Below are 23192 nucleotides of genomic sequence, written 5' to 3' on the forward strand. Positions count from 1 at the left end.
CGTATGACAGAGAACACACCTGCAGTGACGACTCCTGGCACGCGCTACCTCGTGGCCTGGGGTGGGGACAAGCGTTCGGAGGACGCCCTCAAGCTCGGCGCCGTGCTCGCGCGCACCTTCGAGGCGAAGCTCGACATCGTGTACGTCGTCTTCCAGCAGACGAACGGTTTCACCGTCACCGCGGGCGACCGCACCTTCGAGCAGGAGGTCGGACGCGAGGCGGCCGGCTGGCTGAAGACGGCCGCGAAGTCGGTGGGCGAGGGCGTCGAGGTCGAGACGCACGTCGTCTACGGCGAGTCGATCACGCAGGGCATCCTCGCCGCAGCCGAGCAGCTTGGCTCGCAGGCCATCGTCATCGGTGCCGGTTCGGGCGCGGGTCAGCCCGTCGCGACGAACGCCATCGTCGGCGGCCTGCTGCACTCGAGCCCCGTCCCGATCGCCATGGCGCCGCGCAACTACCGCAAGGTGAAGTTCGACTCGCTCTCGTCGCTGTCCGCCGCCATCGGCCCGCGCCCCGGCGCGCACCAGGTCGCCATCGAGGCCGCAGACGCGATCAAGCGCGTCGGCCTGCCGCTGCAGCTCATCTCGCTCGTCTCGCTCAAGCAGGACAAGCAGTTCCACGTCGACGGCTTCGATGAGGCCGAGCGCGTGCTCGCCGACGCAGCCAAGCGCGTCGGTGACCGCGCGGAGGTCACGACCGTCGTCGGTCAGGGCCGCTCGCTCAAGCAGGCCGTCAAGAAGATCGACTGGGACGAGCGCACGGCGCTGTGCGTCGGCTCGTCCCGGCTCGCGCAGAACCGACGCACCTTCCTCGGCTCCGCTGCGACGCGCATGCTCTCGTCGCTGCCCGTGCCGATGATCGTCGTCCCGCGACGCGACGCTTGAGCCGCCACCTCGCGCACATGACTGAGCGCGGCGTCCCCTTCGCGGGGGCGCCGCGCTCAGGCGTCCTGAGCGGGACGCCGACGTGGCCGCGGCAGGCGCACGATGGCCCCGGCGTCACGCGGACGTGACGGCAGAGCCCTGATCGTTCGCGCCGGCCTGCGTGATGACGTCGCCGATGGCGTCGGTGACGAGGTCGGGCTCCTCGTACGTCAGCATGTGGCCCCGGCCGTCCACGATGTCGAGGTGAGCGTCGGGCATGGCCTCGGCGAGAGCGATGGAGTGGCGCTTCGGCGTCAGCAGATCACGCGAGCCGACGAGGATGCGCACGGGCACCTTGCTCAGCGCGGCCAGCGCGGCGAGTTCGTCGTGCGCCATGAGCGCGGTGTAGAACGCGCCGCTCGTCGAGATGCGCGTGGCGGCGATCTGGTCGCGCGCGGCCCGGACGTCTTCGTCGCGCGGGTCGATGCCGAAGCCGCCGCGGCGCTGTGAGGCGAGGGTGACGAGACGGCCCGGGCGGAGCGGAACGTGCTTGAGCGCCTTGACGATCCACTTCTCGCCGGGGACGGTGAAGCCGCGCAACTGCCCTGACGACGTCGAGACGAGCACCGCGCCGATGACCTTCTCACCCAGGAGCCCCGGGTGCAGCCCGGCGAACGCCATCACCGTCATCCCGCCCATCGAGTGACCCGCGACGATGACCGGTGATCCCTCCGGTGCCGTCTCGGCGACGACGCTCGCGAGGTCCTCGCCGAGCGCGCGCACGGTCTCGTCGCCGGGGCGCATGCGGCCACCGGCGAACGTCGAGTCGCCGTGCCCGCGCTGATCCCACAGCACGACTCGCACGCCGCCGCGATCGAGCAGACGCTGCGCAACGGGTTCCCACGAGCGGTGGCTCAGTGTCCAGCCGTGGGACATGACGACGGTCGGCGCGTCGGGCGCCAGATCGGCCGGCTCGGCGGTGAAGACGGCGAGGCGCGCGCCGTCGGCGGCGGTGACGGTGGTGCGGGCGAATTCGTGGTTCACGCGACCCACTCAAACACACCCGGAGACGGTGAACCGCCCCGTTTCGGAACCTGCATTGCATAGGCTGCGTCACAACGACAGGTGAGCATCCGCTCACGACCCCCGACGGACAGGTGAGCTCATGACCTCCCACATGCCCACGCGCCGCAGCGTCATGACGGCAGCGCTCGCGAGCGTCGCCCTGACGGCGTGCTCGTCGGCGAAGAAGTCCGATTCGAACGCCTCCAGCGGCGAGGACGTGACGAAGCGTCTCAAGGCCGCGCAGGACAAGATCGGCAAGACGTCCGGGTACCACACGAAGGTGACGTGCTCGGCCGCGCCGAAGGACGAACCGGCGCTCAAGGCGGGGGAGGGCGACGTCGTCAACTCGCCCGCCGCGTTCAAGGGTGACGTGACGGCGAGCACGCAGGGCAACGAGATCAAGGCCGGCATCATCAGCATCGGCGACAAGAACTGGGTGAAGCCGAGCTTCTCGCCCAAGTACCTGACGGTGAACCTCAAGTCGCTCGGTGTGCCGTCCCCGACGTCGCTTTTCAACGCGACGAGTGGCATCCCGGCGATGCCGCTCATGAGCAAGGACATGAAGCGTTCGGGCGAGAAGCTCGTCGGCGGCGAGAAGGTGACGACGTACAAGGGCACGCTCGACGGCCCGAGCGCCGCGAAGGCGATGGGTTTCGGCAAGACGCGCGGCGACTACACCGTCGAGGTCGGCCTCACGGACTCCGACGAGGTGCGCACCATGATCATCACGGGCCCGTTCTTCGACTCGGCCGACGCGACGTACACGATCGACATCTCCAAGTACGACCAGAAGGTCGAGATCAAGCAGCCGTGACCGTGCCTGCCGGTGATTCACCCCTGCTCGTGACGCACCCGGCCGCCGACTGACCCCCGACGCGAGAGACCTCGACGACCCATGACGCTCACCGCTGCCACCGCGCCCGACGCCGACGTTCCGGCGATCGCCACCCGTTCGAAGGCGCTGCTCGCGACGGCGGCACTCGCCGTGCTGCTGACGGCGGCCGACACGTACGTCGTCGTCCTCGCGCTGCAGGACATGATGGCGGGCGTCGGCCTCGGCCTCGACGAACTGCAACGGGCGACGCCGATCGTGTCGGGCTTCCTGCTCGGTTACATCGCCGTGCTGCCGCTCATCGGACGGCTGTCCGACCTCGTCTCGCGCCAACGCGTGTTGCTGTGGTGCCTCGTGCTGTTCGGCCTCGGCAGCGTCGTCACGGCGCTCGCCGTCGACCTGCCCGTCATCGTCGGCGGGCGCGTCATCCAGGGCATCGGTGGTGGCGGGCTCGTGCCCGCGACGCTGGCCCTTGTCGCAGATCTGCTGCCGCGCGGGCGACGGGGCACGGCGCTCGGGATGGTGTCGGCGGTGCAGGAAGTGGGGTCGGTGCTCGGCCCACTGCTCGGCGCCGCGATCCTCGCCGTGTGGTCGTGGCGCGCGATCTTCTGGGTCAACGCTGCAGCGGCCGTCGTCCTCGCCGTCATGATCGGTGTGTTGGGGCGACGGACGAGCACGCAGGTGCCGGACGTGGGCGGCGGCGTTGAGCCTGTGGGCGGGCGCGGCGCGTCGACATCCGCGGCTGGCGACGGCGCGCACCGCGTCGCTGCTGCGTCGTCAGGCCCCGGGCGCGTGGCCCGCATCGTCGGATGGTTGGGGTGGCTGGCGTTGCTCGTCGGAACCCTCATCGTCCTGCTCGCGCTGTGGGCGCCGGAGCGGCTGACCTCCGACGTCGACTACGGCCTGCCGTTCGTCCCGTACGACGGCTACACCTCGCGCATGGCGACCCCCATTGCATTGCGTGGCCTCGGCGTCCTCGTGCTGGGCATCGCGCTGACCGCACGGATCTGGTGGCCGCGGCTACGCGCCGTCGACCTGCCCGGCGCCGTGCTGCTGACGGGCGCGCTCGCCTGCATCGTGTGGGCGTTCGCCGCGGCCGACACCTCGAAGGAGGTGCTCAGCCCCGCCGGATACGTGCTGCTGCCGGTGGCGGCGGTGCTGCTCGTCGGGTACGGCATCCGTCATCGCACGGCGCGGCGACCACTCATCGAACGCGGCGTCCTGGCGGGTCGGGTGCCCGTCGCGCTACTGGTGTCGTTCCTCGTCGGCACGGCGCTCGTCGCGATCGTCGTCGAGATCCCGGTCCTCGCGCGACTGACGCTGACGGACTCGCAGACGGCGGCCGCGTTCGTCCTGCTGCGCTTTCTCGTCGCCGTGCCCATCGGGGCGTTCCTCGGCGGGTTCCTGCTGCGCCGCGTGGGGCCGGCCCTCGTCGCCGCTCCCGGTCTCATCATGGCCGGGGCCGCGATCCTCGCGATGAGTACGTGGGGGCGCGACACGCTCGGCGGCGTCGTCATCTCGACGCTCGTGCTCGCCGTCGCGGGCCTCGGCATCGGCCTCGCCATCGCGCCCGTCAACGACGCGGCGCTCGCCGACTCGCCCGACGACGCGCACGGCGTGACGTCGGCACTCGTCGTCGTCGGCCGCATGATGGGCATGGTCGTCGGCCTCGCGCTGCTGACGGCGATCGGCCTGCACCAGTTCAGCGTCGAGATGCAGAAGGCCGCTCATACGAGCGAGCAGACCGTGCGTGACGCGGGCGTCGTGCAGGTGCACACCGTGTTCGTCGGCGCAGGCGTCGCGGTGCTCGTCGCGGCGGTGCTGGCGTTCTTCTTCCTGGGGCGCCGGGTCATCGGTTCACGCCGCGTCGAGAGCTGAACGGCCGCGGCGCCGACAGGGGCCGATGACGGTGGCCTCTACCGCTGGGCGTCGACGTTGACCTCGGCGGCCTGCATGCCCGGCCCGCCATCAAGGGCCTGCCGGGACCTCGCCGTCGAGGGCCGGACGTGGCCGCGATGCGGGATGAGCGGGCCCGGGACGCCGCCGCAGCGCCAGCTTGGAGCAGCCCCCGTCATTGCCCCACCGGCCGCGTTGCGTCAGTTCGCGCGCCGCAGGATCTGCTCGGCCTGCTTGAACACCGGCCCGTCTACCATCTGTCCCTCGAACGTGAACACGCCGCGTTCGTGCTTCGCCGCGTCCATGAGGCGCGTGGCCCAGTCGATCTGCTCATCGGTCGGGGCGTAGGCGTCGCGGATCGTGGCGACCTGCTTGGGGTGAATGGCGACCTTCGCGTCGAAACCGATGGCGACGGCGTCATCGGCCTCGGCGCGCAGGGCGAGGAGGTTGCCGATGTCCATGAACACGGAGTCGAGTGCGAAGCAGCCGTGCGCCTTCGCGGCCAGCAGGACGTTGCCGCGCACCTGCTGAACGATCGGGTGGTAACTCCCGTCGGCCAGGCGACTGCGGCGCCCACCGAGGCCCGCCGTCAGGTCCTCGGAGCCCCACATGAACCCGGCGACGTTCGGGGCGGCAGCGATCTCGGCGGCGTTGACGGCACCCAGAGGAGATTCGATGAGGGCGATGACGTCGTGGTCTGGCAGGGCGTCGACGTCGGCGCGCGTCTCGGTCTTGGCGAGCATGACGCGACGGACGGGTAGCTGCTCCAGGCAGACGAGGTCGGCGGCGAACTCGTCCGTCGTCGCGGCGTTGACGCGCACGACGAGCGTCTCGACGTCCGGTGCGCCGTCACAATTGAATGCGTCGATGAGGGCCTGACGTGCCGCGGGCTTGTCCGCCGGGTTCACGGCGTCCTCCAGATCGAGGATGACGACGTCCGCCGCCGCAGCGGCCTTCGCGTAGCGCTCCGGGCGGTCCGCCGGGCAGAAGAGCCAGCCCGGCCCCGGCATCGTCCACGAGGTGCTTGTGTCCATGAGTTCCTCCGGTCGGTAGACGGTGACGGTTGGGGTGGATGGTGACGTCCGAACGTCCCCATCCACCCCAACCGTCACCAGGTGTGCATCAGGCCGACGGCGCGCACTTCACGAGCGTCTGGCGGACGGCGACGGCGACGACGTCACCGTGCTGGTTCTTCGCGACGTGCCGCAGCGTGACGATGCCCTGGCCGGGGCGCGACTTCGATTCGCGCTTGTCCTCGATCAGCGTCTCGGCGTACATCGTGTCACCGTGGCGCATCGGCTTGGGAAAGCTGATCTCGCTGAACCCGAGGTTCGCGACGATCGTTCCCATCGTCAGCTGGGCGACCGACAGCCCGACGAGCGTCGACAGCGTGAACATCGAGTTGACGAGGCGCTCGCCGAACTCCGTCCCCGCTCCGTACTCGGCGTCGAGGTGCAGGGCCTGCGTGTTCATCGTCAACGTCGTGAACAGCACGTTGTCGGCCTCGGTGACGGTGCGTCCGGGGCGGTGCTCGTAGATCGCGCCGACCTCGAACTCCTCGAACCACAGTCCCCGCTGCGTGATGCGCTTGGGCTGTCGCTCGCCCGAGTCGGGGCCGGTAGCGGCGTCGTCGCTCGAGGCATCTTGGGGTGTTTCAGGAAGGGGCATGACGGCCTTTCGTCGAGTCGATGTTGCCCGGGTTTCGGGGCGCCTGCGCCCCGAAACCCGGGCAACATCGTGGGTCACAAGGACAGTTCGCGGGCGATGAGCATGAGCTGCACCTCGGTTGTGCCCTCGCCGATCTCGAGGATCTTCGAGTCGCGGTAGTGACGCGAGACGACGTACTCGTTCATGAAGCCGTAGCCGCCGTGGATCTGCGTGGCGTCGCGGGCGTTGTCCATCGCGGCCTCCGACGCGACCATCTTCGCGATCGACGCGGCCTTCTTGAACGGCTTGCCGGCGAGCATGAGTGCCGCGGCGTTGTAGTACGCCGAACGCGCCGTGTGAGCCCGCGCCTCCATGCGGGCGATCTTGAACTGAATGGCCTGGTACTCGCCGATCGCGTGGCCGAACGCCTGACGTTCCTTTGCGTACTTCACCGATTCGTCGACGCATCCCTGCGCCGCGCCGACCGCCAGGGCCGCGATGGCGATGCGGCCCTCGTCGAGGATGCGCAGGAAGTTCGCGTACCCGCGGCCGCGTTCGCCGAGCAGGTTCGCCTTCGGCACGCGCACGTCCGAGAACGACAGCGGATGCGTGTCGGAGGCATTCCAACCGACCTTGTCGTAGGCGGGCTCAGCCGTGAAACCCGGCGTGTTCGCCGGCACGATGATTGTCGAGATCTCCTTCTTGGCGCGCCCATCAGCCGTCTGCGACTCGCCCGTCACCGCCGTCACCGTCACGAGCTTCGTGATGTCGGTGCCCGAGTTGGTGATGAACTGCTTCGAGCCGTTGATGACCCACGCGTCGCCGTCTTCCTTGGCCGTCGTGCGCGTGCCGGACGCGTCAGAACCGGCGCCGGCCTCCGTCAGACCGAAGCCGCCGAGCGCCTCACCGGAGGCGAGCATCGGTAGCCACTGCTCCTTCTGCTCCTGCGAACCGAAGCGGTAGATCGGCATCGCGCCGAGCCCGACGCCCGCCTCGAGGGTGATGGCGACGCTCTGGTCGACCTTCGCGAGTTCCTCGAGCGCGAGGCACAGGGCGAAGTAGTCGCCGCCCATGCCACCGAATTCCTCGGGAAACGGGATGCCGAACAGGCCCATCTCGGCCATGCCGGAGACGACCTCGTACGGGAACGTGTGGTCCTTGTCGTGCTGCGCCGACACAGGCGCGACGACACGCTGCGCAAAGTCGCGCACGCCCTTCGCGAGGTCGGCGTACTCGTCGGGCAGATTGCCCTGCGCGATGAAGTCGGTCATGGCGGTCTCCTACGGGTGTGTGGGCGTCTACCCCCTCTGCGTGCAAGTGCACCCGGGTGCACTTGCACGCAGAGGGGGTAGACGCCCACACACCCGTAGGAGACCGCCATGACCGACTTCATCGCGCAGGGCAATCTGCCCGACGAGTACGCCGACCTCGCGAAGGGCGTGCGCGACTTTGCGCAGCGTGTCGTCGCGCCTGTGTCGGCGCAGCACGACAAGGACCACACGTTCCCGTACGAGGTCGTCTCCGGCATGGCCGAGATGGGCCTGTTCGGCATCCCGTTTCCCGAGGAATTCGGTGGCATGGGCGGCGACTACTTCGCCCTGTGCCTCGCGCTCGAGGAACTCGCGAAGGTCGACCAGAGCGTCGCCATCACCCTCGAGGCGGGCGTCGGGCTCGGCGCGATGCCGATCTACCGCTTCGGTTCGCAGGAGCAGAAGGAGCAGTGGCTACCGATGCTCGCCTCCGGTGAGGCGCTCGGCGGCTTCGGTCTGACGGAGGCCGGCGCCGGTTCTGACGCGTCCGGCACGCGCACGACGGCCAAGGAAGACGGCGACGCGTGGGTCATCAACGGCTCGAAGCAGTTCATCACCAACTCGGGCACCGACATCACGAAGCTCGTGACGGTGACGGCGGTGACGGGCGAGTCGCAGACGGCTGATGGGCGCGCCAAGAAGGAGATCTCGACAATCATCGTGCCGGCGAACACGCCGGGTTTCACGGCTGAGCCCGCCTACGACAAGGTCGGTTGGAATGCCTCCGACACGCATCCGCTGTCGTTCTCGGACGTGCGCGTGCCGAAGGCGAACCTGCTCGGCGAACGCGGCCGCGGGTACGCGAACTTCCTGCGCATCCTCGACGAGGGCCGCATCGCCATCGCGGCCCTGGCGGTCGGCGCGGCGCAGGGATGCGTCGACGAATCGGTGAAGTACGCAAAGGAACGTCAGGCGTTCGGCCACGCGATCGGCGAGTACCAGGCCATTCAGTTCAAGATCGCCCGCATGGAGGCGCGGGCTCACACGGCGCGTTCGGCGTACTACAACGCCGCGGCACTCATGCTCGCCGGCAAGCCGTTCAAGAAGGCCGCGTCGATCGCGAAGATGGTCGCGTCGGAGGCCGCGATGGACAACGCCCGCGACGCCACGCAGATCCACGGCGGCTACGGCTTCATGAACGAGTACGTCGTCTCGCGTCACTACCGCGACTCGAAGATCCTCGAGATCGGCGAGGGCACAACCGAGGTGCAGCTCATGCTCATCGCCCGCGAACTGTCCTTGTGACCCACGATGTTGCCCGGGTTTCGGGGCGCAGGCGCCCCGAAACCCGGGCAACATCGACTCGACGAAAGGCCGTCATGCCCCTTCCTGAAACACCCCAAGATGCCTCGAGCGACGACGCCGCTACCGGCCCCGACTCGGGCGAGCGACAGCCCAAGCGCATCACGCAGCGGGGACTGTGGTTCGAGGAGTTCGAGGTCGGCGCGATCTACGAGCACCGCCCCGGACGCACCGTCACCGAGGCCGACAACGTGCTGTTCACGACGTTGACGATGAACACGCAGGCCCTGCACCTCGACGCCGAGTACGGAGCGGGGACGGAGTTCGGCGAGCGCCTCGTCAACTCGATGTTCACGCTGTCGACGCTCGTCGGGCTGTCGGTCGCCCAGCTGACGATGGGAACGATCGTCGCGAACCTCGGGTTCAGCGAGATCAGCTTTCCCAAGCCGATGCGCCACGGTGACACGATGTACGCCGAGACGCTGATCGAGGACAAGCGCGAATCGAAGTCGCGCCCCGGCCAGGGCATCGTCACGCTGCGGCACGTCGCGAAGAACCAGCACGGTGACGTCGTCGCCGTCGCCGTCCGCCAGACGCTCGTGAAGTGCGCGCCGTCGGCCTGATGCACACCTGGTGACGGTTGGGGTGGATGGGGACGTTCGGACGTCACCATCCACCCCAACCGTCACCGTCTACCGACCGGAGGAACTCATGGACACAAGCACCTCGTGGACGATGCCGGGGCCGGGCTGGCTCTTCTGCCCGGCGGACCGCCCGGAGCGCTACGCGAAGGCCGCTGCGGCGGCGGACGTCGTCATCCTCGATCTGGAGGACGCCGTGAACCCGGCGGACAAGCCCGCGGCACGTCAGGCCCTCATCGACGCATTCAATTGTGACGGCGCACCGGACGTCGAGACGCTCGTCGTGCGCGTCAACGCCGCGACGACGGACGAGTTCGCCGCCGACCTCGTCTGCCTGGAGCAGCTACCCGTCCGTCGCGTCATGCTCGCCAAGACCGAGACGCGCGCCGACGTCGACGCCCTGCCAGACCACGACGTCATCGCCCTCATCGAATCTCCTCTGGGTGCCGTCAACGCCGCCGAGATCGCTGCCGCCCCGAACGTCGCCGGGTTCATGTGGGGCTCCGAGGACCTGACGGCGGGCCTCGGTGGGCGCCGCAGTCGCCTGGCCGACGGGAGTTACCACCCGATCGTTCAGCAGGTGCGCGGCAACGTCCTGCTGGCCGCGAAGGCGCACGGCTGCTTCGCACTCGACTCCGTGTTCATGGACATCGGCAACCTCCTCGCCCTGCGCGCCGAGGCCGATGACGCCGTCGCCATCGGTTTCGACGCGAAGGTCGCCATTCACCCCAAGCAGGTCGCCACGATCCGCGACGCCTACGCCCCGACCGATGAGCAGATCGACTGGGCCACGCGCCTCATGGACGCGGCGAAGCACGAACGCGGCGTGTTCACGTTCGAGGGACAGATGGTAGACGGGCCGGTGTTCAAGCAGGCCGAGCAGATCCTGCGGCGCGCGAACTGACGCAACGCGGCCGGTGGGGCAATGACGGGGGCTGCTCCAAGCTGGCGCTGCGGCGGCGTCCCGGGCCCGCTCATCCCGCATCGCGGCCACGTCCGGCCCTCGACGGCGAGGTCCCGGCAGGCCCTTGATGGCGGGCCGGGCATGCAGGCCGCCGAGGTCAACGTCGACGCCCAGCGGTAGAGGCCACCGTCATCGGCCCCTGTCGGCGCCGCGGCCGTTCAGCTCTCGACGCGGCGTGAACCGATGACCCGGCGCCCCAGGAAGAAGAACGCCAGCACCGCCGCGACGAGCACCGCGACGCCTGCGCCGACGAACACGGTGTGCACCTGCACGACGCCCGCGTCACGCACGGTCTGCTCGCTCGTATGAGCGGCCTTCTGCATCTCGACGCTGAACTGGTGCAGGCCGATCGCCGTCAGCAGCGCGAGGCCGACGACCATGCCCATCATGCGGCCGACGACGACGAGTGCCGACGTCACGCCGTGCGCGTCGTCGGGCGAGTCGGCGAGCGCCGCGTCGTTGACGGGCGCGATGGCGAGGCCGATGCCGAGGCCCGCGACGGCGAGCACGAGCGTCGAGATGACGACGCCGCCGAGCGTGTCGCGCCCCCACGTACTCATCGCGAGGATCGCGGCCCCGGCCATGATGAGACCGGGAGCGGCGACGAGGGCCGGCCCCACGCGGCGCAGCAGGAACCCGCCGAGGAACGCCCCGATGGGCACGGCGACGAGAAAGCGCAGCAGGACGAACGCGGCCGCCGTCTGCGAGTCCGTCAGCGTCAGTCGCGCGAGGACCGGGATCTCGACGACGATCGCGACGAGCGCCGTGCCGACGAGGAACGACACCAGTAGCGCGACGGGCACCCGACCCGCCAGGACGCCGCGTTCGATGAGTGGTCGCCGCGCCGTGCGATGACGGATGCCGTACCCGACGAGCAGCACCGCCGCCACCGGCAGCAGCACGTATCCGGCGGGGCTGAGCACCTCCTTCGAGGTGTCGGCCGCGGCGAACGCCCACACGATGCAGGCGAGCGCGCCCGTCAGCAGCACGGCGCCGGGCAGGTCGACGGCGCGTAGCCGCGGCCACCAGATCCGTGCGGTCAGCGCGATGCCCAGCACGAGGACGCCGAGGCCACGCAATGCAATGGGGGTCGCCATGCGCGAGGTGTAGCCGTCGTACGGGACGAACGGCAGGCCGTAGTCGACGTCGGAGGTCAGCCGCTCCGGCGCCCACAGCGCGAGCAGGACGATGAGGGTTCCGACGAGCAACGCCAGCCACCCCAACCATCCGACGATGCGGGCCACGCGCCCGGGGCCTGACGACGCAGCAGCGACGCGGTGCGCGCCGTCGCCAGCCGCGGATGTCGACGCGCCGCGCCCGCCCACAGGCTCAACGCCGCCGCCCACGTCCGGCACCTGCGTGCTCGTCCGTCGCCCCAACACACCGATCATGACGGCGAGGACGACGGCCGCTGCAGCGTTGACCCAGAAGATCGCGCGCCACGACCACACGGCGAGGATCGCGGCGCCGAGCAGTGGGCCGAGCACCGACCCCACTTCCTGCACCGCCGACACCATCCCGAGCGCCGTGCCCCGTCGCCCGCGCGGCAGCAGATCTGCGACAAGGGCCAGCGTCGCGGGCACGAGCCCGCCACCACCGATGCCCTGGATGACGCGCCCGCCGACGATGACGGGCAGGTCGACGGCGAGCGCCGTGACGACGCTGCCGAGGCCGAACAGCACGAGGCACCACAGCAACACGCGTTGGCGCGAGACGAGGTCGGACAGCCGTCCGATGAGCGGCAGCACGGCGATGTAACCGAGCAGGAAGCCCGACACGATCGGCGTCGCCCGTTGCAGTTCGTCGAGGCCGAGGCCGACGCCCGCCATCATGTCCTGCAGCGCGAGGACGACGACGTACGTGTCGGCCGCCGTCAGCAGCACGGCGAGTGCCGCCGTCGCGAGCAGCGCCTTCGAACGGGTGGCGATCGCCGGAACGTCGGCGTCGGGCGCGGTGGCAGCGGTGAGCGTCATGGGTCGTCGAGGTCTCTCGCGTCGGGGGTCAGTCGGCGGCCGGGTGCGTCACGAGCAGGGGTGAATCACCGGCAGGCACGGTCACGGCTGCTTGATCTCGACCTTCTGGTCGTACTTGGAGATGTCGATCGTGTACGTCGCGTCGGCCGAGTCGAAGAACGGGCCCGTGATGATCATGGTGCGCACCTCGTCGGAGTCCGTGAGGCCGACCTCGACGGTGTAGTCGCCGCGCGTCTTGCCGAAACCCATCGCCTTCGCGGCGCTCGGGCCGTCGAGCGTGCCCTTGTACGTCGTCACCTTCTCGCCGCCGACGAGCTTCTCGCCCGAACGCTTCATGTCCTTGCTCATGAGCGGCATCGCCGGGATGCCACTCGTCGCGTTGAAAAGCGACGTCGGGGACGGCACACCGAGCGACTTGAGGTTCACCGTCAGGTACTTGGGCGAGAAGCTCGGCTTCACCCAGTTCTTGTCGCCGATGCTGATGATGCCGGCCTTGATCTCGTTGCCCTGCGTGCTCGCCGTCACGTCACCCTTGAACGCGGCGGGCGAGTTGACGACGTCGCCCTCCCCCGCCTTGAGCGCCGGTTCGTCCTTCGGCGCGGCCGAGCACGTCACCTTCGTGTGGTACCCGGACGTCTTGCCGATCTTGTCCTGCGCGGCCTTGAGACGCTTCGTCACGTCCTCGCCGCTGGAGGCGTTCGAATCGGACTTCTTCGCCGACGAGCACGCCGTCAGGGCGACGCTCGCGAGCGCTGCCGTCATGACGCTGCGGCGCGTGGGCATGTGGGAGGTCATGAGCTCACCTGTCCGTCGGGGGTCGTGAGCGGATGCTCACCTGTCGTTGTGACGCAGCCTATGCAATGCAGGTTCCGAAACGGGGCGGTTCACCGTCTCCGGGTGTGTTTGAGTGGGTCGCGTGAACCACGAATTCGCCCGCACCACCGTCACCGCCGCCGACGGCGCGCGCCTCGCCGTCTTCACCGCCGAGCCGGCCGATCTGGCGCCCGACGCGCCGACCGTCGTCATGTCCCACGGCTGGACACTGAGCCACCGCTCGTGGGAACCCGTTGCGCAGCGTCTGCTCGATCGCGGCGGCGTGCGAGTCGTGCTGTGGGATCAGCGCGGGCACGGCGACTCGACGTTCGCCGGTGGCCGCATGCGCCCCGGCGACGAGACCGTGCGCGCGCTCGGCGAGGACCTCGCGAGCGTCGTCGCCGAGACGGCACCGGAGGGATCACCGGTCATCGTCGCGGGTCACTCGATGGGCGGGATGACGGTGATGGCGTTCGCCGGGCTGCACCCGGGGCTCCTGGGTGAGAAGGTCATCGGCGCGGTGCTCGTCTCGACGTCGTCAGGGCAGTTGCGCGGCTTCACCGTCCCCGGCGAGAAGTGGATCGTCAAGGCGCTCAAGCACGTTCCGCTCCGCCCGGGCCGTCTCGTCACCCTCGCCTCACAGCGCCGCGGCGGCTTCGGCATCGACCCGCGCGACGAAGACGTCCGGGCCGCGCGCGACCAGATCGCCGCCACGCGCATCTCGACGAGCGGCGCGTTCTACACCGCGCTCATGGCGCACGACGAACTCGCCGCGCTGGCCGCGCTGAGCAAGGTGCCCGTGCGCATCCTCGTCGGCTCGCGTGATCTGCTGACGCCGAAGCGCCACTCCATCGCTCTCGCCGAGGCCATGCCCGACGCTCACCTCGACATCGTGGACGGCCGGGGCCACATGCTGACGTACGAGGAGCCCGACCTCGTCACCGACGCCATCGGCGACGTCATCACGCAGGCCGGCGCGAACGATCAGGGCTCTGCCGTCACGTCCGCGTGACGCCGGGGCCATCGTGCGCCTGCCGCGGCCACGTCGGCGTCCCGCTCAGGACGCCTGAGCGCGGCGCCCCCGCGAAGGGGACGCCGCGCTCAGTCATGTGCGCGAGGTGGCGGCTCAAGCGTCGCGTCGCGGGACGACGATCATCGGCACGGGCAGCGACGAGAGCATGCGCGTCGCAGCGGAGCCGAGGAAGGTGCGTCGGTTCTGCGCGAGCCGGGACGAGCCGACGCACAGCGCCGTGCGCTCGTCCCAGTCGATCTTCTTGACGGCCTGCTTGAGCGAGCGGCCCTGACCGACGACGGTCGTGACCTCCGCGCGGTCACCGACGCGCTTGGCTGCGTCGGCGAGCACGCGCTCGGCCTCATCGAAGCCGTCGACGTGGAACTGCTTGTCCTGCTTGAGCGAGACGAGCGAGATGAGCTGCAGCGGCAGGCCGACGCGCTTGATCGCGTCTGCGGCCTCGATGGCGACCTGGTGCGCGCCGGGGCGCGGGCCGATGGCGGCGGACAGCGACGAGAGCGAGTCGAACTTCACCTTGCGGTAGTTGCGCGGCGCCATGGCGATCGGGACGGGGCTCGAGTGCAGCAGGCCGCCGACGATGGCGTTCGTCGCGACGGGCTGACCCGCGCCCGAACCGGCACCGATGACGATGGCCTGCGAGCCAAGCTGCTCGGCTGCGGCGAGGATGCCCTGCGTGATCGACTCGCCGTAGACGACGTGCGTCTCGACCTCGACGCCCTCGCCCACCGACTTCGCGGCCGTCTTCAGCCAGCCGGCCGCCTCGCGTCCGACCTCCTGCTCGAAGGTGCGGTCGCCCGCGGTGACGGTGAAACCGTTCGTCTGCTGGAAGACGACGTACACGATGTCGAGCTTCGCCTCGAAGGTGCGCGCGAGCACGGCGCCGAGCTTGAGGGCGTCCTCCGAACGCTTGTCCCCACCCCAGGCCACGAGGTAGCGCGTGCCAGGAGTCGTCACTGCAGGTGTGTTCTCTGTCATACGTCAAATCTACCTGCCCCGATGCCGTGCCATCAGCGCCGCGATACGAATGTGACCGAAACTCGCAAGGGTGGACGAAAATCGCAGAAGGGGACGGGAACCGCAGAGGGGACGCGCGAAACGGGCCGGACACCGTGATCGGTGTCCGGCCCGTTTCAGTGTGCGGTTCACTGCTCAGGCAGCTGTCGCGACGATCAGCTCTCGACGCCCGCGTCGGGCTCGACCCTCTCCGACACGATGCGCAGACCCGTCACCGGAGGCTCGACGCCCTCCGGTGCCGTGACGCCATCCGGCAGCTTCAGCGCCGCGCCACGTTCGACGTCAATCGTCACCTTCTCGCCGTCGAGCACCTCGCCGGCGAGGAGTGCACGAGCCAGACGGTCGCCGATCTCCTTCTGCACGAGGCGACGCAGCGGGCGCGCACCGTACGCCGGGTCGTACCCCGTCTCGGCGAGCCACTCGCGCGCGGCCGGCGTCACCTCGAGGGTGATGCGGCGATCGGCGAGCCGCTTGCTCAGCGACGCGACCTGCAGCTCGACGATGTGCGACAGCTCGTCCCGCGTCAGCGGGTCGAAGATGACGATCTCGTCGAGACGGTTGAGGAACTCGGGCTTGAACTGCGCGCGCACCGCACCCATGACAGCGCCATGCTTGGCCTCCGGCGCCATCGTCGGGTCGACGAGGAACTGGCTGCCCAGGTTCGACGTCATGACGAGGATGACGTTGCGGAAGTCGACCGTGCGGCCCTGCCCGTCCGTCAGGCGCCCGTCGTCGAGCACCTGCAGGAGGATGTCGAACGTCTCCGGGTGCGCCTTCTCGACCTCGTCGAGCAGCACGACCGAGTACGGGCGACGGCGCACAGCCTCGGTCAGCTGACCGCCCTCTTCGTACCCGACGTAGCCGGGAGGCGAACCGATGAGGCGCGCGACGGCGTGACGCTCGGAGTACTCCGACATGTCGATGCGCACCATGGCGCGCTCGTCGTCGAAGAGGAAGTCGGCGAGCGACTTCGCGAGCTCCGTCTTGCCCACACCCGTCGGGCCGAGGAACAGGAACGAACCGGTCGGACGATCGGGGTCGGCGATGCCGGAGCGCGAACGGCGCACGGCGTCACTGACAGCCTCGACCGCGGCCTTCTGACCGATGAGGCGCTCGCCGAGGAAGTCCTCCATGCGCAGCAGCTTCTCGGTCTCGCCCTCGAGCAGACGCCCGGCGGGGATGCCGGTCCAGCTGGCGATGACCTCGGCGATGTCGTCGGCGGTCACCTCGTCGGAGACCATCGGCGCCTCGCCGCCGGCCTTCGAGGACGTCGCCTCGGCTGCCTGCGCCTCGTCGAGCTGCTTCTCAAGAGCCGGGATGTCGCCGTAGAGCAACTTCGAGGCGTTGCCGTAGTCACCTTCGCGCTGCAGCTTCTCAGCCTGCGTGCGCAGGTCGTCGATCTGGGCCTTGAGATCACCGACCTTGTTGAGGCTGGCCTTCTCGGCCTCCCAACGCGCCGTCAGCGCGGCGAGCTGTTCCTCGGTGTCGGCGCGGTCGGCCCGCAGCTTCGCGAGTCGGTCGCGCGAGGCCGGGTCGGTCTCGCTCTCGAGGTGCAGTTCTTCCATGTTCATGCGGTCGACGCTGCGGCGTAGCTGGTCGATCTCGACGGGGCTCGAGTCGATCTCCATGCGCAGACGCGACGCGGCCTCGTCGATGAGGTCGATCGCCTTGTCGGGCAGCTGTCGGCTCGTGATGTAGCGGTCGCTCAACGTCGCAGCGGCGACGAGCGCCTGGTCGGCGATGGCGACCTTGTGGTGCGCCTCGTAGCGCTCCTTCAGGCCGCGCAGGATCGCGATCGTGTCCTCGACGCTCGGCTCACCGACGAACACCTGCTGGAAACGACGCTCCAGCGCCGGGTCCTTCTCGATGTTCTCGCGGTACTCGTCGAGCGTCGTCGCACCGACGAGACGCAGCTCGCCGCGCGCGAGCATCGGCTTGAGCATGTTGCCGGCGTCCATCGACGAGTCGCCGCCGGCACCCGCGCCGACGACGGTGTGGATCTCGTCGATGAACGTGACGATCTCGCCGTCGGAGTTCTTGATCTCCTCGAGGACGGCCTTGAGGCGCTCCTCGAACTCGCCGCGGTACTTCGCACCGGCGACCATCGCGCCGAGGTCGAGGGAGATGAGGCGCTTGTCGCGCAGGCTCTCCGGCACGTCCCCGGCGACGATGCGCTGCGCGAGACCCTCGACGACGGCCGTCTTGCCGACGCCGGGCTCACCGATGAGGACGGGGTTGTTCTTCGTGCGGCGGCTCAGCACCTGCACGACGCGACGGATCTCGCTGTCGCGGCCGATGACGGGGTCGAGCTTGCCCTCACGGGCGAGGGCCGTCAGGTCGGTGCCGAACTTCTCGAGCGCCTCGAACGTGCCCTCGGGCTCGGCGGAGGTGACCTTGCGGCCACCGCGCGTCGCGGGGATCGCCTGTTCGATCGCCTCCGCGTTCAGCGTGGAGAACTTGCCCGTGCGAGCGAGCGCGAGCAGCAGGTGGTCGGTCGAGGTGAACGCATCCCCCATGGCGCTCATGTCGCTGCGCGCCTTCTCGAGCACGTTGAGCAGCTCACGGCTCATGCCGGGCTGGCCCACGCTTGCACCCGAGCTGCTCGGGAACGTGCGCAGGTCGGCCTCGGCCTGCGCGATGACTGCCTGCGGAGTGGTGCCCGTCGCCTCGAGCAGCGGGCCGGTGGTCGTGTCGGTCTGTTCCGCGAGCGCCTTGAGGAGGTGCGCGGGCTCGATCGAGGGGTTGCCGGCCGACTGCGCGGCCGTCACGGCGGCGGAGAGGGCCTCCTGCGCCTTCGTTGTCAGTTGAATATCCACTGCTGACTCCTTGTCGTTGAACGTCTTCTTGCTGCAATGCACGACGTTCGCTGACGGGCCCGGTGGCTCGACAGCGACCTCACCTTCAGTATGGCTGGTCGCGCATCTTCCTGTCAGGTACAACCGCAACAAAGTTGCGCGTATTCCACTCAACTCACGGGTACACACGAAGCTCATGAGTGTGTCCACACGGACGGCCCTCGTTTGATGACGGCGACCTCGAATGCACAACTGAGTGTGCTCAAAAAACGTTTCATCGCCTGGGGATCCACATGACCACACCCATCTCACGCCGTTCCGTCGCCCGCGGGGCCGCCGGGAGCATCCCCGCCGTCACCGTTGCGGGCGCTGCCCCCGTGATGGCGGCATCCACCTGTGGCGCCCCCACACCTCGTGTCAGCGGCGGCGTCATCTACGACTGGGGTGATGTCAGCGCATCGACGACGAATCAATCGCTCAACGTCGGCGCCCCGACATGCGTCGACAACCTGCCCGCCGGCGTGACCGTTGCCAGGTGACCTACGACTACTGGCTCGGGCTGCGCAACGGCCAGACATCTTCCCGCCCTGGCATCTTCTGGGTCGGTGACACCACCTCCAACCGCCGAAGTTCCTGTGGCTCGTCCACCTGTTCCAACATGACCTACTCCTACGGCAGCGCGGGGTGGCAGCCGGTGACCAGCACCTCACGAAGCACGATCATCGCCCACCTCAATGGCACCCCCGCGAGCTGGAATCTTCACTTCGAGTGGCGCGCAGGAAGCGGGGCAGGCTCGTACAGCCTTGTCACGGGTACGACGTGCCGCAACTTCACCACCGGCCCTTCGGGTCGCTTCATCACGAACTACTCGAACGCCGTCGCCCCGCTCGGGTGCGGTGTGGCGCAGGGCGGACTCAGCTACGTACAGGACGTCACGGTCACGCTGCCCGACGGCACGACGCTGCCGTGCCAGGTCAAGTCGCTCGACGCATCGAACACGTGTTGACGACACCGCTGCGACGCCGAACGCACCGGCCGCTCCGACACCGCGGGCTGCACCTTCTTTCTCCGGGGCGGCCCGCGTCGTCGTGTCGGCCACCGGACACCGCGTCGCCGCGAGATTTCGGGGTTGTCGTCGCCGGGTGGCACGCTTCATCCGTGCGAAGCATCGGCAAGATCCTGTCCTCCACCCGCGCGCTGTGGCCGTCGTATCTCGCGATCGTCGTCAGCTCGGTTCTCATCACGGCGACGTCGCTCGTCATGCCGTTCATCATCTCGGGTGCGACGGACGAGGTGGTCTCCGTCGTCAAGACGGGCGCGAACCCGTCGGGGCACGTCACGACCATCATGTGGTTCGCGGTGGCCCTGCTCGTGGCCGACCTCGCGAACACGGCGATCAGCAACATCGGCGGGTACATCGGCGACGTGACGGCGGTGCGGCTGCGCCGCATCCTGTCGACGCGCTACTTCGAGAAGCTGCTGACGCTGCCGCAGAGCTACTTCGACCGTGAGCTGACGGGCAGGATCATCAACCGCCTCTCGCGGAACATCTCGGAGACGACACAGTTCCTCAACTCGTTCGCGAACAACTTCCTGCCGATGCTGCTGACGACGTTCGCGGTGCTCGTCATCTCCGCCATCTACTCGTGGCCGCTCGCGCTGCTGCTGCTCATCGTCTTCCCCGTCTTCATGTACCTGACGACGCTGACGAGCAAGAAGTGGCAGGTGCTCGAGGGCGAGAAGAACAGCCAGTTCGACATCGCCGGCGGACGTTTTGCCGAGGTCGTCGGGCAGATCCGCGTCGTCAAGAGCTTCGGTCAGGAGCGCCGCGAGCTCACGTCGTTCGACGAGCGGTACGCGAGCACCGTCGCGACGACGCGCGAGCAGTCGCGCTACTGGCACCTCATGGATGGCGCGCGACGCGGCGCCCTCAACGTCATCTTCTTCGGCGTCTACTCGATCATCTTCGTGCAGACCGTCGAGGGGCACTTCTCCATCGGTGACATGGTGCTGCTCATCCAACTCGTCAACATGGCGCGTCAGCCCGTCATGATGATGAGCTACCTCATTGACTCGGGCCAGCGGGCCGTCGCCGGCAGCCGCGACTACTTCCGCGTCCTCGAAGAACGACCAGAGCGGGAGGGCCTCGACCTGCTCGGCGACGCCGACACCGCGCCGGGTGCGACGATCGACGCCGCGCGGGCGCGCGCCGCCGCATGCACCGGGTCCGTCATCGAGTTCGATCACGCCTCGTTCGGCTACGACGCCGACCGGGACGTGCTGAAGGACATCACGCTGGCCGTCGAACGGGGTGAACATGTCGCGTTCGTCGGCGAGTCCGGCGGCGGCAAGACGACGCTCATCAGCCTCCTGCTCGGGCTGTACACGGTGCATGACGGGCACCTGCGCGTCTTCGGCCGTGACACCGCCGAGACGCCGCTCGACGAGCTGCGCAGCGACTTCGGCGTCGTGTTCCAGGACGCGTCGCTGTTCAGCGGCACGATTCGCGAGAACATCGCCTACGGCCACCCCGAGGCCACCGACGAGGAGATCCGGGCCGTGGCCGAACGCGCCAACGCCGACGTGTTCATCCGCCAGTTCCCCGACGGCTACGACACGACGATCGGCGAACGCGGCCTCAAGCTGTCCGGCGGCCAGAAGCAGCGCATCGCCGTGGCGCGAGCGATGCTCAAGGACGCGCCGATCCTCATCCTCGACGAGGCGACGAGCGCGCTCGACACCAAGTCGGAGCGACTCGTGCAGGCCGGCCTCGACGAGCTCATGGAGGGCCGCACGTCCCTCATCATCGCCCACCGCCTGTCGACGATCAGCGCCGTCGACCGCATCGTCACCCTGCGCGACGGACGCATCGACGAGGTCGGCCCGCCCGCTGAGCTCGCCACCTCCGGCGGCATCTACGCCGAGTTGCTCGCCCTGCAGGCGTCGGGGTCGAAGCGCGACAAGAAGCGCCTCAAGGCCTACGACATCGCCGGGTGAGCACCGCCGTCAGGACACCTTGGCGCCGGCGCAGCCCTTCGGCCCGTCGAGCGCACCCTTGCGGTAGGCGCGGATGAGGTCGAAACCGTCGGAGCCACCGACCATGAGCAGTGCCTGGATGGCTTCGTCGAGGTCGCCAGGCGACATCGTGAACGAGCTGGTCTGCGGACGGTTGTGCAGGATGACGTCGGCGGAGTAGGCACCCGCGTAGCAGACGCCGCGATCGGCGGCGTCGTCGCCGAGCGGCTTGCCCGAGCGGCTCAGGGCCGCCTTGCCGTACTGCGCGGCCAGGAGCACGATTGGGCCGAAGTCGCCTGTCTCCCGGTAGATCTCACGCGTGACGTCGTCGTTCCACCCGATCGAGTCGTCGCTCGGGCAGTAGTACGCGACGGCGTCCGTCACCGTCTCGTCGCCGCACGTGGCCGGCTTCCTCGTCGCGAACGGCGTCAGCTTGCCCATCGGCTTCCACTGCTGACCGTTCGTCACCTGGGGGTAGGTGTGCTCCCAGTAGTCGTCGAGGTCGTAGGCGCCGCTCTGCATCGCCGACTCGTACGGCAGGTTCCCGCCGCTCGCAGCGTCCGTGTAGCTCGTGAACGGCAGCTCGGTGACGACGGGCTCCTCGCTCGTGTACGCCTTGCACGCCTTCAGGCCGTCGTCGTAGCCCGTCTGGAAGGAGTTGACGCGGTCGAAGCCGTTGCCGTGCGCCTGTTCGGAGCGCGGGTCCTCACCCACCGGGTCCTTCACCGCGAGGATTGCGGCGGCGGCCTGCGTCGGCGTCTCCGACGAGGCGGCGACGACCTTGTCGTCGATCGCGTGATGGAGCCAGGCGCCGGCGAAGCAGTCGGCCTGCAGCTCCTGCACGACGGGTTTGCCGCGGTAGCCGAAACGGTGCTGCACCGCGTGCCCGAACTCGTGCGCCATGATGACCTGCGGCGCGATGTCGCCGTAGGCGCTGCGCATGTCGGTGAGCAGGCCCGTCGAATCCCAGGCGATCGCCCCGTCCTCGTAGCAGTAGTAGGCATTTCCGGTGACGTCCCCGCAGACCGACGGTGAACGGCGTCCCGCCTTGGTGTCGACGGAGTAGTAGGCCTTGATGGGTGTGAACGCCGAGCCGTAGACCGCTGGCAGCTGCCGACCCCAGTAGCGTTCGAGGTCCGCGACGGCGGCCGTCGCGAGCTTCGCGGCGTCGCTGCGCCGGTCGCCTCGCACGACGACCTTCGACACATCGATGGGCTGGCTCGAGGTGGACGCCTGCGATCCGGGGGTGCTCGCGGACGGCGACGACGCGGCGCCGGTGTGTCCCGAGGTGGTGGCCGAGGCGGGCGCCGAGGTGGGCGCCGAGGAGCCACCGGTCGTGGCGCTCGTGCACCCCGTCACGGCAAGCGCGGCCGCGACGGTGACGACCGTGCCCCGCATGATGCGGCCGCGCGCGGCTGCGCTTCGCCGTGACGCCGCGTCGGTGCCCGGCAGATCGGCGCGTTTGGTCGCGCGTCGTGATGTCATCCCCATGGAGCCACCCTCCTGTGTCCGGCGCGCCTCTCGCGCGCGTCGGCAGCCACCCGATGGCCGGCCGATGCGTCGAGGTTAGCGCGGGGCGGAGAGCCTCCGCGACAGGATCGGATGCGCGTGTGGAGGGTGCTCACCAGCGCCGCCTCGCCCCTGAGCGGCCTCAGAGAACACTCTGGACGGCCGGTCAATTTCCTCTGATGACCCCGCCGCACCGTCGTCCCAGGCACCGCGTGGAGCATCCCCGCCGTCACGATCGCCGCGGCGAGCCCGTCCGGCACAGCCTCGAACACCGCACGCAGCCCTGAGAGCAGGGCGACCATGGATCTCGCCTTCGCCGACCTGCCGACGAAGCAGGGCTCGCTGACGGTCAACTTCTACCAGTTGGTCCTGAGCGCCAATGGATTCGAGGGCGAATCCTGGCTCAACCTGCGCAACGACAGCGACGTCCCCCTGCGCTTCGCGGCCGACCACCCCCTGGCGCCGCGCGTCGACGTCGTCGGGCGCACCGGACCCAAGGACACCGAGCGGGCGGGGACCTGGCCGTCCACCTCGTAGCACACCATCACGCGCGGTGGCTTCGACAAGACGACGGGAACC

The 23192-nt window shown here is 69.1% G+C and carries 20 protein-coding genes; 11 read left to right on the forward strand and 9 right to left on the reverse strand.

Annotated features, from left to right (window positions below):
* Positions 1-3 precede the first annotated feature (3 nt).
* Positions 4-885: a universal stress protein gene (locus tag AX669_RS01685; protein WP_082740471.1), complete on the forward strand. Its 882-nt coding sequence runs from the start codon at positions 4-6 to the stop codon at positions 883-885.
* 114 nt (positions 886-999) lie between these two features.
* On the opposite strand, the gene AX669_RS01680 is transcribed toward AX669_RS01685, so the two are convergent.
* Positions 1000-1908, reverse strand: a complete 909-nt coding sequence (locus AX669_RS01680) for an alpha/beta fold hydrolase (protein WP_006946120.1) — start codon at positions 1906-1908, stop codon at positions 1000-1002.
* Between the two features lie 121 nt (positions 1909-2029).
* Here AX669_RS01680 and AX669_RS01675 point away from each other — a divergent pair, with 121 nt between their 5' ends.
* Together AX669_RS01675 and AX669_RS01670 are read left to right on the forward strand one after the other, a co-directional pair.
* The gene (locus AX669_RS01675) at positions 2030-2743 is read left to right on the forward strand and encodes an LppX_LprAFG lipoprotein (protein WP_006946146.1); all 714 of its coding nucleotides are present in this window, start codon (positions 2030-2032) and stop codon (positions 2741-2743) included.
* Positions 2744-2824: 81 nt separating this feature from the next.
* The gene (locus tag AX669_RS01670; RefSeq protein WP_062256175.1) at positions 2825-4639 is read left to right on the forward strand and encodes an MFS transporter; all 1815 of its coding nucleotides are present in this window, start codon (positions 2825-2827) and stop codon (positions 4637-4639) included.
* A 218-nt stretch (positions 4640-4857) separates the two neighbouring features.
* On the opposite strand, the gene AX669_RS01665 is transcribed toward AX669_RS01670, so the two are convergent.
* The 3 genes from AX669_RS01665 to AX669_RS01655 all read right to left on the reverse strand — a co-directional run bounded on the left by AX669_RS01665 (position 4858) and on the right by AX669_RS01655 (position 7575).
* Positions 4858-5691, reverse strand: coding sequence for a CoA ester lyase (locus AX669_RS01665; RefSeq protein ID WP_062256177.1), 834 nt, complete (start codon positions 5689-5691; stop codon positions 4858-4860).
* A gap of 88 nt (positions 5692-5779) precedes the next feature.
* Positions 5780-6325 (reverse strand): MaoC family dehydratase, encoded by a 546-nt coding sequence (locus AX669_RS01660; RefSeq protein ID WP_231729366.1) that lies wholly within the window; start codon positions 6323-6325, stop codon positions 5780-5782.
* Positions 6326-6399: 74 nt separating this feature from the next.
* Positions 6400-7575 (reverse strand): acyl-CoA dehydrogenase family protein, encoded by a 1176-nt coding sequence (locus tag AX669_RS01655; protein ID WP_062256179.1) that lies wholly within the window; start codon positions 7573-7575, stop codon positions 6400-6402.
* Positions 7576-7683: 108 nt separating this feature from the next.
* Here AX669_RS01655 and AX669_RS01650 point away from each other — a divergent pair, with 108 nt between their 5' ends.
* The 3 genes from AX669_RS01650 (at position 7684) to AX669_RS01640 (ending at position 10401) form a co-directional block, all read left to right on the forward strand.
* The gene (locus AX669_RS01650; protein ID WP_062256179.1) at positions 7684-8859 is read left to right on the forward strand and encodes an acyl-CoA dehydrogenase family protein; all 1176 of its coding nucleotides are present in this window, start codon (positions 7684-7686) and stop codon (positions 8857-8859) included.
* A gap of 74 nt (positions 8860-8933) precedes the next feature.
* Positions 8934-9479: a MaoC family dehydratase gene (locus tag AX669_RS01645; protein ID WP_231729366.1), complete on the forward strand. Its 546-nt coding sequence runs from the start codon at positions 8934-8936 to the stop codon at positions 9477-9479.
* An 88-nt stretch (positions 9480-9567) separates the two neighbouring features.
* Complete coding sequence (locus tag AX669_RS01640) at positions 9568-10401, forward strand: CoA ester lyase (protein WP_062256177.1); 834 nt, start codon at positions 9568-9570, stop codon at positions 10399-10401.
* 218 nt (positions 10402-10619) lie between these two features.
* On the opposite strand, the gene AX669_RS01635 is transcribed toward AX669_RS01640, so the two are convergent.
* Positions 10620-12434 (reverse strand): MFS transporter, encoded by a 1815-nt coding sequence (locus tag AX669_RS01635; protein WP_062256175.1) that lies wholly within the window; start codon positions 12432-12434, stop codon positions 10620-10622.
* 81 nt (positions 12435-12515) lie between these two features.
* Positions 12516-13229 (reverse strand): LppX_LprAFG lipoprotein, encoded by a 714-nt coding sequence (locus tag AX669_RS01630; RefSeq protein ID WP_006946146.1) that lies wholly within the window; start codon positions 13227-13229, stop codon positions 12516-12518.
* 121 nt (positions 13230-13350) lie between these two features.
* Here AX669_RS01630 and AX669_RS01625 point away from each other — a divergent pair, with 121 nt between their 5' ends.
* Positions 13351-14259, forward strand: coding sequence for an alpha/beta fold hydrolase (locus AX669_RS01625; RefSeq protein ID WP_006946120.1), 909 nt, complete (start codon positions 13351-13353; stop codon positions 14257-14259).
* 114 nt (positions 14260-14373) lie between these two features.
* Here AX669_RS01625 and AX669_RS01620 read toward each other — a convergent pair whose 3' ends face one another.
* A complete protein-coding gene (locus AX669_RS01620) occupies positions 14374-15255 on the reverse strand; it encodes a universal stress protein (RefSeq protein ID WP_082740471.1) in 882 nt (293 codons plus the stop codon).
* A gap of 194 nt (positions 15256-15449) precedes the next feature.
* Positions 15450-18110 (reverse strand): ATP-dependent chaperone ClpB, encoded by a 2661-nt coding sequence (gene clpB, locus AX669_RS01615; RefSeq protein WP_040014867.1) that lies wholly within the window; start codon positions 18108-18110, stop codon positions 15450-15452.
* A 272-nt stretch (positions 18111-18382) separates the two neighbouring features.
* Between clpB and AX669_RS13165 the strand changes: the two genes are divergently transcribed.
* The 3 genes from AX669_RS13165 to AX669_RS01605 all read left to right on the forward strand — a co-directional run bounded on the left by AX669_RS13165 (position 18383) and on the right by AX669_RS01605 (position 21086).
* Positions 18383-18628, forward strand: coding sequence for a hypothetical protein (locus tag AX669_RS13165; protein ID WP_156444886.1), 246 nt, complete (start codon positions 18383-18385; stop codon positions 18626-18628).
* Positions 18625-19095, forward strand: a complete 471-nt coding sequence (locus tag AX669_RS01610) for a hypothetical protein (RefSeq protein ID WP_156444885.1) — start codon at positions 18625-18627, stop codon at positions 19093-19095. The genes AX669_RS13165 and AX669_RS01610 overlap by 4 nt, the downstream gene beginning before the upstream one ends.
* 152 nt (positions 19096-19247) lie before the next feature.
* Positions 19248-21086, forward strand: a complete 1839-nt coding sequence (locus AX669_RS01605; protein ID WP_062256170.1) for an ABC transporter ATP-binding protein — start codon at positions 19248-19250, stop codon at positions 21084-21086.
* 9 nt (positions 21087-21095) lie between these two features.
* Here AX669_RS01605 and AX669_RS01600 read toward each other — a convergent pair whose 3' ends face one another.
* The gene (locus AX669_RS01600) at positions 21096-22589 is read right to left on the reverse strand and encodes a neutral zinc metallopeptidase (protein ID WP_050786555.1); all 1494 of its coding nucleotides are present in this window, start codon (positions 22587-22589) and stop codon (positions 21096-21098) included.
* 324 nt (positions 22590-22913) lie between these two features.
* Here AX669_RS01600 and AX669_RS01595 point away from each other — a divergent pair, with 324 nt between their 5' ends.
* A complete protein-coding gene (locus AX669_RS01595) occupies positions 22914-23150 on the forward strand; it encodes a hypothetical protein (RefSeq protein WP_040014825.1) in 237 nt (78 codons plus the stop codon).
* Positions 23151-23192: the final 42 nt, after the last annotated feature.

The sequence above is a fragment of the Dermacoccus sp. CCH2-D9 genome, assembly GCF_001556795.1.
Taxonomy (GTDB): domain Bacteria; phylum Actinomycetota; class Actinomycetes; order Actinomycetales; family Dermatophilaceae; genus Dermacoccus; species Dermacoccus nishinomiyaensis.